We start from the raw sequence: 17,578 nt of genomic DNA, 5'->3' as shown, positions 1-17,578 counted from the left end.
AGTTTGTATCAACTGCCAAAAAGGAGAACACACATGGAACAGGTCAGACGCGGTTATGTGCCGGAGGATGAGGCGTTTTTTTACAGGGAGGACAGCCTGGAGAAGCTGTGCCAGGCACAAAGGGACCTTCTATACCTGATTGAACGGGGATACCCCATGAAAAATGCCTCTGTATTTACAGGAAATCACTATCTGCTGTCCGAACGGCAGCGCCTGGCGCTGGTCCGGGCAACCTCCTCCCGCCAGGCAATCGCCTTACGCAGGAAGCGGGAAGTCATTGGTCCTGTTCCGGGAAAGGAAGCGCACATAGACGGCTTCAATATTATCATCACTCTGGAAATCGCCCTTTCAGGCTCCACGCTCCTTAGGTGTATGGATGGCACAATCCGGGATTTGGCAGGGCTTCGCGGAACATACCGAATCATCGGCAAGACCCATGAGGCCATCCGCCTTCTGCTGTGCCGGCTGAAGGAGCTGGAGGCTGAAAGAGCTGTATTTTATCTGGACAGCCCTGTGTCAAATTCAGGACGGCTGAAGGGCCTGATTCTGGAAACAGCCCAGAAAGAAGCCATGGATTGCCAGGTACACCTGGTCCCCAATGCAGATTCGGTCCTCAAAGAAAGGGAATATGTCATCACCAGCGATGCCATTATTCTGGACCGCTGCAAAAGCTGGCTGAATCTCCTTCCCGGCCTTCTGTCATCTTCCCTTCCCGGACTGCGCTTTGTGGATTTGACCATGCAGGGCCCAGAGACCATGTCTTGATTCAAAAAAGAGAGGTCAGGCAAGCCTTCCTCTCTTTGTCCGTAATATCAGCTGGTTATTTCTTTTTATCTCTGTCATTGAATGATTTAAGGACCATCTGTGCCGGATAACAATAGGCATAAATACAGCTTTTCATAAGCTCCTGCTCCTGCTGGTTCTTACATACGCTGAGAATCATCTCTTTCTCATCCGCCTGCAGGTATGCTTCCTCGCTGTTGCCTCCGATTTCCCGGATCTCCTTATAAATCCGATATTTCCTGTAGTAATCCAGACCGCCGAAATACTTTGCCTTAACCGGCTCAGGTACAATGTTCAGTTTATACCTGTCAGACATCCTCACAGTTTTCCCTGGTGCTGTTCAAATCAGGCATGCAATACAAATAGTCCATATAGAACCCCTTCTTAAGTAAACAAATTCTGATAATTTTATGACAGATTTTTCCTTTGTATGCAAGGGGTTTTTTAAGCCGCATTAAGGCAGCATTGGCGTAATCAGATTCTCCTGCGGGTCAAACCGCAGTTCTTCAGGTTCCGACACAGCTGTCACTCCTTTGTATCTTCCCCTTACCACATCCTCATAGTATGCCTGTGAAAGCATGATCTCTCCCACATGCAGCGTATTCTTTATTCTTACTATCCGGCAATTGTCCCGGTCAATCTGGTTAGCCGTGCGGATACATGCCTGGATTGCCTCCTTGTCCGTGGCAACCACCGGCGGCATCATGCCGGAGCGTAGTACTGTGCTGGTAAAGCAGTTGGGATAAATCACTTCCGGATCCAGCTTTTCATAGAGCCTGGCGGTAATGATGTCCGCCAATCCCATTCCATTGGCATTGCCGTGGGAACAGTCTGTCAGATCCAGGAAACAGGTTCGTTTTACCTTTAGTCCCCCCTTGCCAAACTCCGTTGACCAGGTCCCGGAAATATTAGGGTCCACTCCGGTGCCGCTGAAGTTTTTCCCCATCTCATTAACCACCAGAACATCTGCTTCTCCCACCAGGATACTGGGCATGTTGGAAAACGCGGTTTTCAGAAGTTCCGGCTCCCTGTCCATGATTTCTTCCCTGGGAATGGCTTCTATTATGGATGTCTCATCGTATGCATTTTCCACACAGGGAATGGCAAACAGAATATTGGAACGGTCCAGCGCCACCCGGGCATTGGCCGGCAGGTTCCTGGCCATGTTTCCAAGGCCGTCGCTGTGAACGCTCTCCGCGCCCATCTGCTTTCCCAGTCCCACCACCATCATTTTGCACACACCGCTCTCATAGGGACCGCGGAAGGCATTGTGTGGTTTGATACGGCAGGAAATGATGATTCCGTCAGCTTCATGGGCATATTTATCCTGATACACGGGCTTTCCATATTGGGAATATCCCAGGAGTACGGTTTCCATGGAAGATTTAATGGGACATCCCATGGATTCCTCTGTTATATCATACCCTGCCAGAAGCTCCTTCTGTCCCTCTGCCAGGGCTCCTCCATGACTTCCCATGGCCGGTACAATGAAGGGATGTGCTCCCTTTTCCTTGCAGAAATCCACAATTGATCTGGTAATCACATTCACGTTTGCCACTCCCCGGCTTCCTGCCGTAACAGCAACGGTCATCCCCGGCTTAATGGTCTCTCCAATCCCCGGCTTTGACAGTTCCCTGTACACAACCGCCGGAATATCCTCAGGAGCAATCTTTGCATCGGCAAACGACTGCTTTGCGTGAAACATTTTCGGAATACTTATGCCATCTAACAGGCGTGAAACATTTCCTCCCTTTACAAACTTCATTTCACCCACCTCTCTTCCTTTCCTTTAATTGTAAGGATGTGGAATCATGAAGTCAAATTACTCATATTAATTGTTACTCTCAATTTAACTTATAGTTTATATTCTATCGTTTGGCCGCATTGCGCTCTGTTCAACACCCCTGGAAACAGGAATTTTTCTACTCCATTCTCCATATCTGTCTTATTGACAAAGTCCATGTGATATAATTTCTCCCAATGGTTCTTATTTCAGCGTTCTTGGGATCAAGCACCCAGCCCAGCACCCAAATGCATTGTCTGAACACACAGACCCTACTCAATGGTTAAAAATTCTGCTGATGAACAATCTGCTTTTTTCTTTTTTGCTGCTGTCTCCTTTGCCCAATCGAAATCTTTTTTTGTAACAAAGTCTGGTAATCGACGACTCAGCCCGTCCGGCCAAGTTGTCCGGCATGAGGATGAGGAACTGGTTCAGGGCATTGAACATGATCGTGGGGACATAGTCCACACAGAGCCGGAGCCTCGCATGAATGCCCAGGTCCGGCTTCGCTGGTACTGTGAGGCTCACCTTATTCGCCTTAACCCCGGCCTCCAATTTCTATCGGATGCCGGACTCTTATTTCCGAAAAAATTCCATTAACACTGCACCAGAAAAGAGGTATACTCTATTACATAATGAAGATGATGGCATGTGGCAGTTCCTATGCGGAGAAGTACACCAAACAGATGACGCGATGACTTCCTGTTTATGGGTTCGGCCCGTAATCCAAAGAGAAAAGCGCTGTCCTCATGCTCCCTCTCTCTTGTTGATTTTATTCGGCTTACCGTATACAATTAGATAAACGATATTTGAGAGGGCATGAATTTAAGATGTTAAAATACATTTCCACACCGGAAGCAGCGAAAAAACGGAACATTTCAGAAAGACGGGCACAGAATTCATATGGAGAAAACCGCATACCCGGTACGGCAAGGTTCAGCCGTATGCGGCTGATAATGAAAGACGCAGAAAAGCCGATTGACGGCGGGACAATAAAGGAAAGGAACAGGATAACAGATGAAAAGACTTTTTTTACTGGAAGATGATTTGAGCTTAATCAGCGGGCTTTCTTTTGCTGTAAAAAAGCAGGGATATGAAATAGAAGCTGCCCGTACCACACTGGAAGCTGATACCTTATGGACAAATGGAACATACGATTTGGCTATTCTGGACGTATCGCTCCCCGATGGTTCCCACGTCCGGTAAAGTAATGATTGGCGGCAAAGATATCTTTTCCATGAGCGACCGCAAACTTACCATTTTCCGCCGAAGAAATATTGGTTTCATCTTTCAGGCGTTCAACCTTATCCCCGAACTGACAGTTGAGCAGAATATCATCTTTCCGGTGCTGCTTGATTATCAGAAACCTGACGAACGGTATTTAGAAGAACTGCTTGCAATACTTAATCTGAAAGAACGCCGCAATCACTTGCCGAGCCAGTTATCCGGCGGGCAGCAGCAGCGCGTCGCAATCGGACGCGCCCGGTGATTCTTGCTGACGAGCCAACCGGAAATCTATTATGATCACTCATAGCCGCAGCATTACGCAAACCTCAGACAGGGTATTGCAGGTATCGGACTGAGTACTTACCGATTTGGGGAGGTGCCGCCAATGAAAAGCTACCTTAGCCTTATCCCGATTTCCGCAAAGGTTCGGAGACGGCAAAACGTCATGACACTTTTATGTATCGTATTTGCTGTCTTTCTGGTAACGGCTGTTTTCAGTATGGCGGATATGGGTGTCAAAATGGAGCAGACCAGATTGTTAGAGAAACATGGCAGTCTGACGCTACAGGACCTGCTTAATAATACAATGGCGCAAACACTTTTTCTGGCAGCAGCTGTATTATTCGTGTTGATATTGACAGCGGCCGTATTGATGATTTCAAGCAGCATAAACAGTAATGTCGCTCAAAGGACAAAGTTCTTCGGAATGATGCGCTGTCTTGGAATGAGCCGGCAGCAAATTATCCGTTTTGTGAGATTAGAAGCCCTGAACTGGTGTAAGACTGCTATTCCTGTAGGCGTTGCGCTTGGAATTGTAGTCACATGGTACCTGTGCGCTGCTCTGCGGTTTATTGTCGGCGAAGAATTCTCCAACATTCCTCTTTTTGGCATCAGCATGGCCGGCATTATCAGCGGAATCGTTGTGGGTATCGTTACGGTATTACTTGCCGCAGGAGCCCCCGCAAAACGGGCTGCAAAAGTATCTCCTGTTACAGCAGTTTCAGGTAATTCACAAAGTGAGGGAAACGCACACCGTACAGTAAATACACACCTGTTCAAAGTTGAGACAGCGCTTGGCATTCATCATGCACTATCAGCAACAAAAAACCTACTACTTATGACGGGTTCATTCGCTCTAGCATTATTTTATTCTTGGGTTTTTCTGTATATTATCGTAAACAGTATTTCCATGAGCGTATCCTCAAGAATAAGATCATACGGAGCAATGCGGGCGGTTGGGATGGACGGACATCAGATTACTAAAATGATTGCTGCCGAAGCGTTTACCTATGCTTTATCCGGCGGCATTGTGGGCTGTGCAGTCGGTTTGCTGATTTACAAGCTGCTCTATGACATTCTCATAATTGCTCACTTCAGCTATGCTGTTTGGAGTTTACCGGCTACCCTCTTACTGATAATCCTTATGTAATATTAATTTTTTATTTGGTAGGATTGAAGGCTCCTCTGACACCCATTTTTTCATAGAATGTTCCAGTCCCGGCTGTGCGCCAAAATATAGCATAGTTGGTGTATTGTTCTTGGCAAGTTGGAGTTAAAGTAATATTCATTACAAAATTATTGCAATAATTTTTATGAAAATATCGCATCTATCTCAGAGGACTTTACAGCCCTCCTCATATGGGCACTTCTCATCAATTTTTTATAGTCAGTTTCATCTCCTCTATCCCTTGCATCCTGTAACAGAAGTATAAAAAACGAAGTCAGATCTTCCTTACACTCACCGACTGCAAGCCTGGCAATTTCAATAGCTTTATTATAATCTGAATCTCTATAATAATCTATCACAATCTCATACGCTTCCTTCTGCTTTCCAAGATGTTTTTCAAAATACTCAGCGCACTTTCTCTCTTCTCCAAGTTCTCTGTACAACTTTGCCGCATCACTGCCAAGATACCCGCTCCCGGCATTCATCATAATTTCAGCACGCTTCAGGTTCTCTTCTCTGGTAGCGCAGATCGCCTCAGCCAAATCATGCATGGGATCATAAACACCATAGTAATCAAAGAAATCGTTATCGTAGATTTCTTTAAGAATCTTTTCTTTCATTTCCCATGGTTCCATATCAAAGCCACCACGCTTAATCAATGCTTCTACAATATTCCATATTTCTTCTATCTCCATCTGATCATCAATATAAGGCTCATTCATCAGAGCACGAATCAGTCCCTTGATCTGCGACCAGGTACCTCTTAAGAAGGATTCCTTCGGTTTTTGCTTCTTTTCTCCGATAATTCCGAAATATTCAATCAACTCCTTTATACGCCTCATGCGCTCCTGAGCACGGTACTGTCCCCAATAATACTCATCCTGCCTGCTCTTTTCATCATAATCCTTCCGCACAGCCTCCAGATCTTTTTCCAGCATATTCTTTATATCACCCAGCAGCGGCTCCCTGGCGGTCAATGTGATACAGGTATATGGCTTACAATCCCTAAACAATTCCATCTCAAAGGCTGATGTGATCTTCCTGGCTGCTTCTTTTCCAACCTTCGCTGATTTTCTGCATGCTTCAATATAATCCCGAAGCACGTCTTCCCGATCTATGGATAGCATTCCTTCCCTTACAGCCTGTGCAAGATCAAGGAACTCATCTTCACAGGCATCATCGGTATCCGGATGGTTTTCTATGGTAAATTGCAGCCCCATCAGTTCATCCAAAATCTCAAATGCCTGTTCATATTCTTCCAGAATAACCAGATCATGACATCCGTGAAACACCGATGACAGAAAAATCATAGCTCCGGACGGATCATGAAAATCATGTTCCCAGTCATCATGAAAATGTCCGTAATCATCAAATTCCACATAATGAGTTTCATACTCTACAACGATATCACCATCTTTTACCTTTTCACAAAACTCGTCAATTTCCGTTCTCTCCGGCATATTTATAACCTTCTTCGTCCCGCAGATACTCTTGTAAATATCCTCCTGCTTCCACTCAGGTGTAATCTTTGCCTGGGAAATAATCCATTCATCCTTTTCTTTCTCAGACATGAGCTTCAACCGTTTTTGTATTTTATCAATAAAATGATCCATTTTTCTATTCCTCCTCAAGGGCAATCCCCAACAATTCTGATGCTACCTGGACTGATTTAATCCTCATCAAATTATCCCTGGCATCTTCCTTGCCGAGGAGATTCATTCCACCATGCCAAACAAGCTCATCATCTATGACGGCAAAGTACTCTGCCACTTCTTCTTTTATGATTACCCGAATACCGTTTTCCTGCATGGTATCAATAAGTCTCTGACAAAACTCCGGACTGCCATAAGCAATATTCTGCGGTTCTGTTGTTATGACGGTAACCTTGCAGCCGGCTTCCTGTCTTGCTTACACAAGGTATATAAACCGTTCTTTCTTATTCCTGGTAATCTCCGGACTTGACACAATAATCTGCTTCTCAGATTCTACTATATGATTCTACTATATCCTGTTCAAACACATCCGTATAGCTGCCGCTGTCATAAATTGCATTTACGTTCTGCTTTGCCAAAATACCATTTGTGATCAGTTCAAAGCCTATTCTTTTGTATGTACGAAGTCTCTTGGCATACATATTGTCAAAAACTCGGATATGGGAATCAATATAGTTGCAGAACCGGCATGCTGGCATTCGTCCCAATTAGCCAAATCCGGTCAATAATGCCATCGACATCAGGGTCGGAGTATATTTTTTCATATTCTCGGCGCATCTTTAATGCCTGCTGTGCGGAGTAAAGCAGAATTGAATCTATATCATTCTTTCTCTCTATTCCAAACTCCAATCCGACATTTTTTTAAAGGACAATAAAAAATCTCTTTCCCCCACGGCATTATCACACTCAATAATCTGTCAGTATATCAGAGAACTTAAATGGGCCATCATCCGTTATTTCTATTTCCCATTCATTGATAGGACAGACATGAAAGCCGCATCGTTTTGTATAGAATGATATGTTTTCAGTTTTGTCCGCAGGGGTAACTAATGAAATCCACATGGGTGCCGGACTTGACGGGGAATTTGAAGGACTGAATGAGACACTCCAGCATAGGATTTCCCCAGTCAAACACAGTTTTAGACAGTTCCACTGAGCCTTCCGGGATGCCGCCCCAATAGGGGCTGTCATTGTTCAGCGAATGCGAGAGTTCAATCCACCGGCAGCTTTTCAGCCGGTTCAGTTCTTCCTAAAGTTTATACATAGCTCTTACCTCCTGATTATTTGGCTTGATGGACTTATTATACTTACATCCACCGAAAATCACAACTGCTTTCTCGGATGCGATCTGTTCCACCTCTTATTTCTGATAGTCTGGTGTGACATCTCTTCCGAGCCTTTGCAGCATCTGCTTATCGCTGCGGATTGTTGCGCAGGCAGCCGTGGTCAGCATGTTACCAGTAATTGAAGCGGACGCACCTGCCTTGAAAGCCAGCTCGCCGTCATTTGTCAGTAGCACTCGTCCGGCCGCAAGGCGGATATTGGCTTCCGGATTGATGTACCGGAAAAATGCAATGGTCCTCAAAATCTCTTCTTCCGTCAGCTGCGGCTGATTTTCCAGTGGTGTGCCGGGAATCGGCATCAGGGCATTGATTGGAATGGAATCAATGCCGAGTTCAGCCAGACTGACCGCCATGTCCAGCCGATCCTCCCAGTTTTCGCCCATGCCAATGATACCGCCGGAACAGGCACACATTCCCTCTGCTTTGACCATTTTCAAAGTCTCTATCTTCTGCTCGTAGGTATGTGTCGTACAGATATTCGGGAAATTGCGCCGTGAAGTTTCAATATTATGGTGATAACTGGTCACCCCCGCTTCATGGAGCTGATGTAGCTGCTCCGCAGTCAGAAATCCCATGGATGCACAAAGATCGATTTTGCACTCCTTATGCATGGTTTCAAACGCATGGATCGCTTTCTGAAAGTCCGCACCGGTCAGTATACGGCCGGCAGTCACGATGGAGAAGCGGTCCACGCCTTCATTTTCATGCATTCTGCAAGCCTCCACAATGGTTTCCTCCGGAAGAAAATCATACACTTCACAGTTTGTGTGGTGGTGTGCGGACTGTGCACAATATTTGCAGTCTTCCGGACAACGGCCGCTACGGCCATTGATGATGGAGCAAAGATCTACCTTCTTGCCGATAAAATAAGCGCGGATCCGATCTGCTCCTTCACAAAGTTCTTTTATATCACAGGTCAGAAACATATTCAGGTCATCCTGCCGATTGATGCGGCGGCCTGCAATGATCTCATCTGCCAATTTAACCATATTCATATGGAGTACCTCCTTAATTCTGTGCTGGCAACAGATTTGATTTTGTCAACGCCGCACGAACTCTTTGGCCAAGCGTGGCTGCAGCCAGAATCTTTGCAAGATCAACAAGTATAAAAGGAAATACACAAACAGTCAATGCGTACCACACCCCACACTGCATCTGCAAAACAAACCAGATGGTGCCAAAGAAATAATCAACCAACGTGGCAGCAATCATGCCAAGAATTGTGATGACTGTATTTCCCTTGCTCTTTTCCATAACAAAGCCGCAGATCAGCGCCATAATAATAAAGCCGATCAGATAACCACCGGTCGGACCGACAAGCTTTCCGGGACCGCCAGTATAACCAGAAAAGACAGGCATTCCCATCGCACCTAAAAGCAGATAGACAACGTAACTGCTCGCGGCGCCCCTCATGCCAAGCACGTAGACGGCCAGATAAATGACAAAATTCGTAAAGGAAATCGGAATCGGTCCGATCTGGATGGACATAGGACCAAGCACACACATCAATGTGGTCATCAGTGCACAGGTGGCCAGTTGATAAATCGTTGAGCTTTTTTTCATAACACACTCCTCCAATTCTTTTTTCACACATTAGAATACACACTTGTTCTTCATTTGTCAACCAAAATATATATGATGGTTTACATTTATTGGTAGCATCTCATGTGCAGAGCAGTTGGAGCACTTTGTAATGGGTCTTTCCCGTCATCATGATTTTTATTGTTAATTATTGTTAATTTAGCTCTAAAAAAAAATTTCCCTTGCAATCTCACCCAGTCAGGCGTATAATACGACCATCAACTTAACAGACGGGAGCTTGTATTACAGGCTGAGAGGAAGGTATGACCTTCGACCGATAACCTGATTTGGATAATGCCAACGTAGGGATGCCGATATTGTTTTTTGCGGAAGTTACCCGGATCAGGGATAGCTTCCGTTTTGTATTTTCTGAAAGAAAGGATGTGGATGACCTATCCCGGGTGGTTACGGGCAGATAGAAGGGGAGCGCCTTGTGTCTTGTAATTTGCGATGGGAACCCGTGTTTCGGGGTGAGAGGAGAAAATGGATTCTCGACCGAGCGAAGCATGCTGCTTCGTATCAAATATGAAAAGAGGCAATATAAATGAAAAACTCAAAAAGTATTCTGAAGTTGACCATGCTCTCTATGCTCATTGCGCTCGGCGTTGTTATTTCACCGGTCCTTCGTGTCGAGGGTATGTGTCCCATGGCGCATTTCATCAACATTGTCTGCTCGGTCTTTCTGGGTCCATGGTACTCTTTGCTTTGCGCGACCCTGATTGGCATTATCCGTATGGCTACCATGGGCATTCCACCTCTCGCACTCACCGGCGCAATTTTCGGTGCATTCCTGTCCGGTGTCTTTTACCGCCTGTCCAGGGGCAAAATCGTCTGTGCTGTTGTGGGTGAGATTATCGGCACCGGTATTATCGGCGCCATCATCTCCTACCCTGTCATGACACTACTGTGGGGCAAGGAGGGACTGAGCTGGCTGTTTTATGTACCCTCCTTTATCTGCGGCACTCTGATTGGCGGCAGCATCGCCTATGTATTCCTGCGCAAATTCGCTGCCAATGGTATGTTGGCCGAGATTCAGTCCAGGCTGGATTCCCGAAGCTACACAGACAAGAGTACTGTTCTCTCCGATGCGCTGACCATCGCAGCATTCGGCGCAATTCTCTTTGTTGTGATCGAGCTTGCTTCAAACATTTTTGAGCTGACAAGTCCCATTTGGGGACCACTTTCCTATGTGGCCCTGGCTGTGTGTGTGGCTGCGGCAATGATTTACTATATCGTCAGGAAGGTGAAAACAAATGCTACAAAACATTCATGATATACGAAACCGTGTAAAGGAGCTTCATCCTCTGATCCACTGCATCACCAATCCCATCTCCATTAACCAGTGTGCCAATGCGGTCCTTGCCATCAACGCCCGGCCCATCATGGCAGAGCACCCGAAAGAGGTTAAGGAGATCACAGACACATCCAGAGCCCTGATGCTCAATCTTGGAAATATCACCGATGCACGAATGGCTTCCATGCGGATTTCTGCACAGGCGGCAAAAAACAGGCAGATTCCCATCCTTCTGGATGCAGTGGGAATTGCCTGCTCGAGGATGCGCCGGGACTATGCCTGTGAACTGTTAAAGACTGCTATGCCCACGGTTATTAAGGGAAACTACTCTGAGATCAATGCCTTGTACCACGAGGCCTATCGTTCTTCCGGTGTTGATGCGGATGCAGCACTGGATGTGCAGATGCTGGACCGGGTTGCTGTCAGATTGGCGCGTGCCTACCATACGGTCATTCTTGCCAGCGGAAAGATGGATATCGTTACGGACGGTACACGCCTGGTCCATATCAAAAACGGTACACCGCAGCTATCCGGTATTACCGGTACGGGCTGTATGCTCGGTGCGCTGGCTGCGTCCTATCTGTCTGCCAAGCCTGACATGGATGCTGCGATTACCGCCTGTGCCATGATGGGCATCTGCGGCCAGCTCTCCGAGACAAGCCGAGGCTCCGGCAGCTTTATGGTGAATCTGATGGATACGCTTTCTGCCGTGACGGACGCAGATATGGAACAATACTTGGATATGGAGGAAATCGAAATTGAAAGACTTTGATACCAGCCTGTACTTCATTACTGGCAGCACAGGATTCAGTGAAGAGGAATTTCTGAAAAGAACGGAGGCAGCGCTTCAGGGCGGCGTTACTTTTTGCAGATTCGGGAAAAGGAAAAATCCACCCGCGAATACCTTTCTCTCGCCCGAAAGGTACACGGGTTGAGTCAACGCTACGGCATTCCCCTGATCATCGACGACCGGCTGGGTATCACAATGGCTGTTGACGCTGAGGGCGTCCATCTGGGCCGGAGCGACATGCCCATTGATCTTGCCAGAAGTATCTTAGGAGAAAACAAGATCATCGGTGCAACAACAAAAACGGTGGAGCAAGGCATTCCCATTGCAGGAATCTGTCTCCGTCTTATCAAGAAGAAGCTCCTTGCTTCCTATGTAAAACCGGGCCACATCCAGGGTCTCTGTCTCTGCGGCGCCAATCTGCAGGGTAATCTCATTATTTTTATCCGGGGGTGTCCAGCCAGCCGGGATATTGACAGCCTGAGAAAAGGAGGGGAACTCCACCGAAATCCGTGGAACCGATGCGGTCGATCTCCGCCAGCAGTTCCTTCCGCTCCATTTCCAGATTCTCCCTGGCCGCTGTGTGGTAGGTTTCGTTGGCCGCCTCCACCGCCAATGTTTGCATGCGGTGGAGCATGTCATGAACTTCCGCCAGCGCACCCTCACCTACATTAGTAAGACTGATCCCGTCGTCAATGTTGCTCATAGCCTGATTCAAACCGTTGATGCGGCTGCGCATGGACTCTGAAATAGCCAAGCCCGCCGCGTCGTCCCCGGCTCTCACAATCCGATACCCGGAGGACAGCTTTTCCAGAGATTTCTTTCACTTTCCCTTCGCGATCCCCTGGTTGCGGGATGCGTTCATGGACGGCAGATTGTTCTGTATCTGCATAATAAATCACCTTCCTTCATTGCCCGTCATTTCTTATAACGCCCATTTTTGTCTTCTTATAAGCCACGCCTTCTATATTTGCCTTCTTCTCTCGTTTACTAAAATGCTCCTTTTGCTGCTTCATCCTCGCTTTTCATATTCATTCGCAGAACAGGATCGCGGAAATCCCCAATTAAAATGGCTGTTTGATCATTTCCCGATACTGGGTTGGTGTCATGCCTTTTTTACGGCGGAAGATCTTGGTGAAGTAACTCAAATCAGGGATGCCGCAGGCAGAAGCGATTTCCTGAACCGGTTCGCTGGTGGTATTCAGCAGGTAAATGGCATGGCTGATTCGGCGATCTGTCACAAAATCAGTGAGTGTTGTGCCGGTTTCCCGCTTAAAAAGAGTGGAAAGGTAACTCTTATGTACAGAAAGCTGGTCTGACAGTGCGCTCAGGCTCAGGTCGTCTTTGAGGTTTAGACAGATGAAATCAACCGCTTTCTGAATCAGCGGAGAGTAGGACCGTGTGGAGCGATTCTGAACCAGAAGACTGTATTTGTAAACCATTTCTCCCTGAATGGCATTCAGGCGGGACATGTTGTGCATGGTTTCCAACTGGATGGCAAAACGGGAGGAAAGCTCGTCCAAGTAGACTGGATGAACCCTGCCATACTGGGCTGCTTTCCGGCATAATGTATTGAAAATAATGAGATAATTCTTTTTGTCACGGATGGTGTCGGCAAGCCGCTGCTCCAGACCATAAGAATCCATCTGATTCAAGCATTCTTTTGCAGCAGCATAATCTCCCCGGGAAATGGCTTCCATCAGATTCTGCTCGCCTTGATACCGCTGTTCGATGCTTTTGGACACTTCATGATTTTGCCCCAGAGAATCAATGGTATCATATTGCAGAGGCGGCGTTCCTTTCCATTCCTGGGTTAGAATACGGTAAGGTCCGTCATAAAGGCGGTTGCAAAGACAGATAAGCATGCTTCGCATACAGCTTTTGTCCCGAAGCACCGGAAGCGAGGTATGGTATTGGGACAAAAAAGAAAAATGAGTGTCAGGGATCTGCAGCTGTTCCGTCAGGGACCGCACAAGGCCGAGGGTGGCATCTTCTGTGGCGAAAGGGCCAATGAAAAGCACCCGCTTCTGTCCGGCATTTGGAACTGGGATGCACAGATAATGACACCAGAACAGGTCCTTGATAAAATAAACAAGATGCTTTTCATGAAAGTGTTCTTCAGGCTGAAAAAATGTGGATGCCACATCTTCATCGTATTTGAGGAGTGTGTGGCGAAGATTTAAGTCAAAGGCATCGTCCCAGGGATAGGGTGCGTCAATCAGCCGCGTATGGATACGCATTTCTTCAAAAAAATTTCTGACAAAGTCCAATAATTCATTCTGCTCCATAAAAGCCTCCTGTTTGCTGCAAAACACCAATTAGTAGAATATTTATATATATTAGTATAATATACGCTTTAAACAAAAACAATCTAAATATTATATTATAAATAACAAATATTATTATGGATAAAAGCGGTAAAAAAACGTAAACTGAGTCACAGATAAAAGAATTGACAAGCAATCGACAAGAATCAGGAGGGTGACATGAAAAGTCAGAAAACAAGAGAAATTCCCTTTGGAATGAGGGACCGTCTGGGATACATGTTTGGTGATTTTGGAAATGATTTTACATTTTTACTTTCATCCATGTTCCTTATGAAATTTTACACAGATGTTATGGGTGTATCGGCGGCCCTGGTAGGCGCCATGATGATGATCGCCAGAATCGTGGATGCATTTACGGATGTGACCATGGGACAGATCTGCGACAGAAGCCGGCCGGGTAAAAAAGGAAAATTCACTCCGTGGCTGCGTCGGATGTGCGGCCCTGTGGCATTGGCTTCCTTCTTAATGTATGCTGTGTGGTTTAAGGACATGCCCATGGGCTTTAAGGTATTCTGGATGTTCTTTACATATCTGCTCTGGGGCAGCATCTGCTATACGGGAATCAATATTCCATACGGTTCCATGGCATCTGCCATTACTGCGGATCCGAAAGAAAGAACTTCCCTTTCCAGTTTCCGCACCATCGGGGCAACGCTGGCCAATACGGTAATCGGTGTGGTTCTCCCGCTGATCGTTTACTATGAGGATGCTCAGGGAAATACGATTTTTTCCGGTGAACGAATGATGATTGCAGCTCTGCTTTGCTCCATTGGAGCGGTGATCTGTTACCTGCTTTGCTACCATATGACAACAGAACGTGTAAAATTGGAAAAAACGACAGAGAAGTTTTCTTTTGGGGAACTGATTCGTACAACGGTTTCCAACCGGGCCCTGGTGGGAATTGTGGCAGCAGCTCTTCTTCTTTTACTGGCGCAGCTGACACTGGCTGGTATGGGCAATTACATATATCCGAATTATTTTGGCAACCGTGAAGCAATGTCTACCGCAAACCTGGGTACGACCATCATTACACTGGCTCTCTCTATGGTGATCGTAAAAATTTCCGGAAAATACGGAAGAAAGGAACTCGCCGGAGCCGGAGCAGTGGTCGGAGCTGTTGCCCTGATTGCTGCATTTATTCTGCACACAGACAATGTCTGGGTTTTCGTAGGATTGTATCTGGTATCTTCTTTAGGTACTGCTATTTTTAACCTGGTATGCTGGGCAATGATTACCGACGTTATAGATGATGCGGAAGTTCGCACCGGAAAACGGTCTGACGGAACCATTTATGCAGTCTATTCCTTTGCAAGAAAATTAGGACAGGCAGCTTCCTCCGGATTGACTGGCGGTTTGCTGACCTTAGTAGGCTACTCTGCAGTCACAACCTTTGATCCGAAGGTGGTTGACGGAATTTACAATATTACCTGTCTGGTACCCGCGGCGGGATTCCTTCTGCTGGCGCTGGCATTAAAATTCCTCTATCCGCTGGATAGAAAGAAAGTAGAAGAAAATACAAGAATTTTGAAAGAAAAGAGAGGAGAATAAACGTATGCTGTACCCTGTATTAACATCATCCCGATTATTAAGTGACCTGAGTGGAGTTTGGGATTTCAAACTGGATCACGGAAAAGGCTTTGAGGAGGAATGGTTCCAGAAGCCATTAGAGAATCCCATGACGATGCCGGTTCCGGCTGCTTACAATGACCTGAAAGAAGGGATTGACTTCAGAGATCACTATGGATGGGTATTTTATCAGAGAACCTTTTCCGTACCGGAATTTATGAAGGATCAGAGAGTAATGCTCCGTTTTGACGCAGTTGCTCATGAAGCGAAGATTTATGTGAATGGAGACCTGATCTGTACCCATAAAGGCGGATTCCTTCCATTTGAGGTGGAGATCACGGATCTGGCCGGAAAGGGAGAATGTCTGCTGACCGTAGCTGTAAACAACATCATTGATTATACCACACTGCCGGTAGGCGGAAAAAACAATATTTTAAGCGGCGGACTGCCTGGATTTGAGTCCAAGGGACCTCAGAAACCAGTGAATAATCCAAACTTTGACTTCTTTAACTACTGCGGTATCATTCGTCCGGTAAGAATTTACACCACACCAAAGTCTTACATCAGCGACATTACCGTAACAGCAGAAGTAAACGGAGCAAATGCAGCTCTGAATTACAAGATTGATACCATAGGAACCGGGGAATGTCTGGTAGAGGTATTTGACCGGGAAGGCAATAAAGTGACAGAAGCAGCCGGATGCGAAGGTGTATTAAAGATTGAACAAGTTAAACTGTGGCAGCCGTTAAATGCTTATCTTTATGATATCCGCGTGACCTTTGGCGAAGACGTTTATACACTTCCATATGGCGTCCGTACGGTTCGCATTGACGGAACAAAATTCCTGATCAATGAAAAACCATTTTATTTCAAAGGATATGGCAAACATGAGGATACCTTCCCGAATGGCCGCGGCATCAATCTGCCGATGAATACCAAAGACATTTCCCTGATGAAATGGCAGGGAGCCAACAGTTTCCGCACCAGCCATTATCCGTACAGCGAGGAAATGATGCGGCTGTGCGATCAGGAGGGGATCGTTGTCATTGACGAGACCACAGCAGTGGGTGTGAACCTGGAATTTGGCGGCGGCGCTAACTTCAATGGTCAGAAGATCAGCACCTTTGATAAAGAACATGGCGTGCAGACACAGGAACACCACAAAGAAGTGATCCGTGACCTGATCGCAAGGGATAAAAATCATGCCTGTGTAGTGATGTGGAGCATTGCAAATGAACCGGATTCTTATTCTGAGGGAGCTTATGAATATTTCGCACCTCTGTACGAACTGGCTCGCAGCCTGGATCCGCAGAAACGCCCATGTACTCTGGTCAGTGTCCAGATGGGCGGCGGTCCTGCAACGGATGTATCCGCAAAACTCAGTGATGTGATCTGCTTAAACCGCTACTATGGCTGGTATTTCGGAGCACCGGATCTGCAGGGACCGGAACTGGCCCTTCGTGAAGAACTGGATCAGTGGGCAGAATATGGTCTTCCGGTTATTTTCACAGAATACGGTGCAGATACAGTCATGGGATTCCATGATACAACTCCGGTGATGTATACTGAGGAATATCAGGTGGATTACTACAAGATGAATCACAGAGTATTCGATGACTACGATTTTGTTGTGGGAGAACAGGCATGGAACTTTGCAGACTTTGCAACCAGCCAGGGGCTTCTCCGTGTACAGGGCAACAAGAAAGGGTTATTCACCAGGGATAGAAAACCGAAACTGGCTGCCCATTACTTCAAAGAAAGATGGCATCAGATTCCGGATTTTGAATATAAGAAATAATAAAATGGTGGGGGCGCTGGGGTTTGTCAAGTTAAATGTGTAAGTTTTTCTAAAAATATTTCAGAGAGAGATCTGAGGGGATGGGGGAGAGTCCATGAGCCTGGTTATCAGGATACTTTTAGAGGGTTCTTCTCCACCTTTGTTTTAGG

General features: G+C 46.4%; 14 protein-coding genes, 6 pseudogenes and 1 riboswitch. Of the genes and pseudogenes, 9 read left to right on the top strand and 11 right to left on the bottom strand.

The genetic code is table 11. The annotated features are described in order from the left end of the window. Window positions 1-33: 33 nt before the first annotated feature. A complete protein-coding gene (locus tag G614_RS0108170; protein WP_027641576.1) occupies window positions 34-765 on the top strand; it encodes a DUF434 domain-containing protein in 732 nt (243 codons plus the stop codon). 55 nt (window positions 766-820) lie between these two features. On the opposite strand, the gene G614_RS27060 is transcribed toward G614_RS0108170, so the two are convergent. From G614_RS27060 to G614_RS34320, 3 genes and pseudogenes are all read right to left on the bottom strand, one after another. Further along, entirely contained in the window at window positions 821-1,099 is a 279-nt protein-coding gene (locus G614_RS27060) for a hypothetical protein (RefSeq protein WP_242828035.1), read from the bottom strand. Between the two features lie 138 nt (window positions 1,100-1,237). Next, a complete protein-coding gene (locus tag G614_RS0108160) occupies window positions 1,238-2,548 on the bottom strand; it encodes a lactate racemase domain-containing protein (RefSeq protein WP_027641575.1) in 1,311 nt (436 codons plus the stop codon). A gap of 293 nt (window positions 2,549-2,841) precedes the next feature. Beyond that, a pseudogene (locus tag G614_RS34320) lies at window positions 2,842-2,946 on the bottom strand (transcriptional regulator); the annotation flags it as partial. A gap of 637 nt (window positions 2,947-3,583) precedes the next feature. Between G614_RS34320 and G614_RS29820 the strand changes: the two are divergent. The 3 pseudogenes from G614_RS29820 to G614_RS27045 all read left to right on the top strand — a co-directional run. Further along, window positions 3,584-3,760, top strand: a pseudogene (locus G614_RS29820) (DNA-binding response regulator); the annotation flags it as partial. After that, window positions 3,759-4,149: pseudogene (locus tag G614_RS27050) on the top strand (ABC transporter ATP-binding protein); the annotation flags it as partial. The pseudogenes G614_RS29820 and G614_RS27050, both read left to right, overlap by 2 nt. Window positions 4,150-4,178: 29 nt before the next feature. Then, window positions 4,179-5,216 (top strand): annotated as a pseudogene (locus G614_RS27045) (FtsX-like permease family protein); the annotation flags it as partial. Between the two features lie 8 nt (window positions 5,217-5,224). On the opposite strand, the pseudogene G614_RS35010 reads toward G614_RS27045, so the two are convergent. The 6 genes and pseudogenes from G614_RS35010 to G614_RS0108110 form a co-directional block, all read right to left on the bottom strand. Next, window positions 5,225-5,345, bottom strand: a pseudogene (locus tag G614_RS35010) (GNAT family N-acetyltransferase); the annotation flags it as partial. A 38-nt stretch (window positions 5,346-5,383) separates the two neighbouring features. Then, window positions 5,384-6,853, bottom strand: coding sequence for a hypothetical protein (locus tag G614_RS0108130; protein WP_027641573.1), 1,470 nt, complete (start codon window positions 6,851-6,853; stop codon window positions 5,384-5,386). Between the two features lie 4 nt (window positions 6,854-6,857). Next, the gene (locus G614_RS32590; RefSeq protein ID WP_027641572.1) at window positions 6,858-7,049 is read right to left on the bottom strand and encodes a hypothetical protein; all 192 of its coding nucleotides are present in this window, start codon (window positions 7,047-7,049) and stop codon (window positions 6,858-6,860) included. Between the two features lie 169 nt (window positions 7,050-7,218). Further along, complete coding sequence (locus tag G614_RS32585; protein ID WP_242828034.1) at window positions 7,219-7,440, bottom strand: hypothetical protein; 222 nt, start codon at window positions 7,438-7,440, stop codon at window positions 7,219-7,221. Between the two features lie 653 nt (window positions 7,441-8,093). Further along, on the bottom strand, window positions 8,094-9,071 hold the full coding sequence (gene bioB / locus G614_RS0108115) for a biotin synthase BioB (protein ID WP_027641570.1): 978 nt from the start codon (window positions 9,069-9,071) through the stop codon (window positions 8,094-8,096). Window positions 9,072-9,084: 13 nt separating this feature from the next. Further along, window positions 9,085-9,639: a biotin transporter BioY gene (locus G614_RS0108110; protein ID WP_044917495.1), complete on the bottom strand. Its 555-nt coding sequence runs from the start codon at window positions 9,637-9,639 to the stop codon at window positions 9,085-9,087. Window positions 9,640-9,878: 239 nt separating this feature from the next. Continuing rightward, window positions 9,879-9,984: riboswitch (TPP riboswitch) on the top strand. A gap of 217 nt (window positions 9,985-10,201) precedes the next feature. Here G614_RS0108110 and thiW point away from each other — a divergent pair. From thiW to G614_RS34315, 3 genes and pseudogenes are all read left to right on the top strand, one after another. Next, a complete protein-coding gene (gene thiW, locus G614_RS0108100; protein ID WP_027641568.1) occupies window positions 10,202-10,930 on the top strand; it encodes an energy coupling factor transporter S component ThiW in 729 nt (242 codons plus the stop codon). Continuing rightward, window positions 10,911-11,723 carry a hydroxyethylthiazole kinase gene (thiM, locus tag G614_RS0108095; protein WP_027641567.1) on the top strand — a complete coding sequence of 271 codons (813 nt, stop codon included), beginning with the start codon at window positions 10,911-10,913 and terminating at the stop codon, window positions 11,721-11,723. Before thiW ends, thiM begins: the two co-directional genes overlap by 20 nt. 93 nt (window positions 11,724-11,816) lie before the next feature. Continuing rightward, window positions 11,817-11,999: pseudogene (locus G614_RS34315) on the top strand (thiamine phosphate synthase); the annotation flags it as partial. 181 nt (window positions 12,000-12,180) lie between these two features. On the opposite strand, the gene G614_RS32570 reads toward G614_RS34315, so the two are convergent. Beyond that, the gene (locus tag G614_RS32570) at window positions 12,181-12,522 is read right to left on the bottom strand and encodes a flagellin (RefSeq protein ID WP_242828033.1); all 342 of its coding nucleotides are present in this window, start codon (window positions 12,520-12,522) and stop codon (window positions 12,181-12,183) included. Between the two features lie 280 nt (window positions 12,523-12,802). After that, complete coding sequence (locus tag G614_RS0108075; RefSeq protein ID WP_044917494.1) at window positions 12,803-14,026, bottom strand: helix-turn-helix transcriptional regulator; 1,224 nt, start codon at window positions 14,024-14,026, stop codon at window positions 12,803-12,805. 198 nt (window positions 14,027-14,224) lie between these two features. Here G614_RS0108075 and G614_RS0108070 point away from each other — a divergent pair, with 198 nt between their 5' ends. Both G614_RS0108070 and uidA read left to right on the top strand, forming a co-directional pair. Next, complete coding sequence (locus G614_RS0108070) at window positions 14,225-15,613, top strand: MFS transporter (protein WP_027641565.1); 1,389 nt, start codon at window positions 14,225-14,227, stop codon at window positions 15,611-15,613. Between the two features lie 4 nt (window positions 15,614-15,617). Next, window positions 15,618-17,429 (top strand): beta-glucuronidase, encoded by a 1,812-nt coding sequence (gene uidA, locus G614_RS0108065; protein ID WP_027641564.1) that lies wholly within the window; start codon window positions 15,618-15,620, stop codon window positions 17,427-17,429. Window positions 17,430-17,578: the final 149 nt, after the last annotated feature.

It is taken from the genome of [Clostridium] clostridioforme AGR2157, from assembly GCF_000424325.1.
GTDB classification, from domain to species: Bacteria; Bacillota; Clostridia; order Lachnospirales; family Lachnospiraceae; genus Enterocloster; species Enterocloster clostridioformis_A.
The sequence above is the reverse complement of the archived record's forward strand: the minus strand, read 5'-3'. Positions and strand labels throughout refer to the sequence as shown.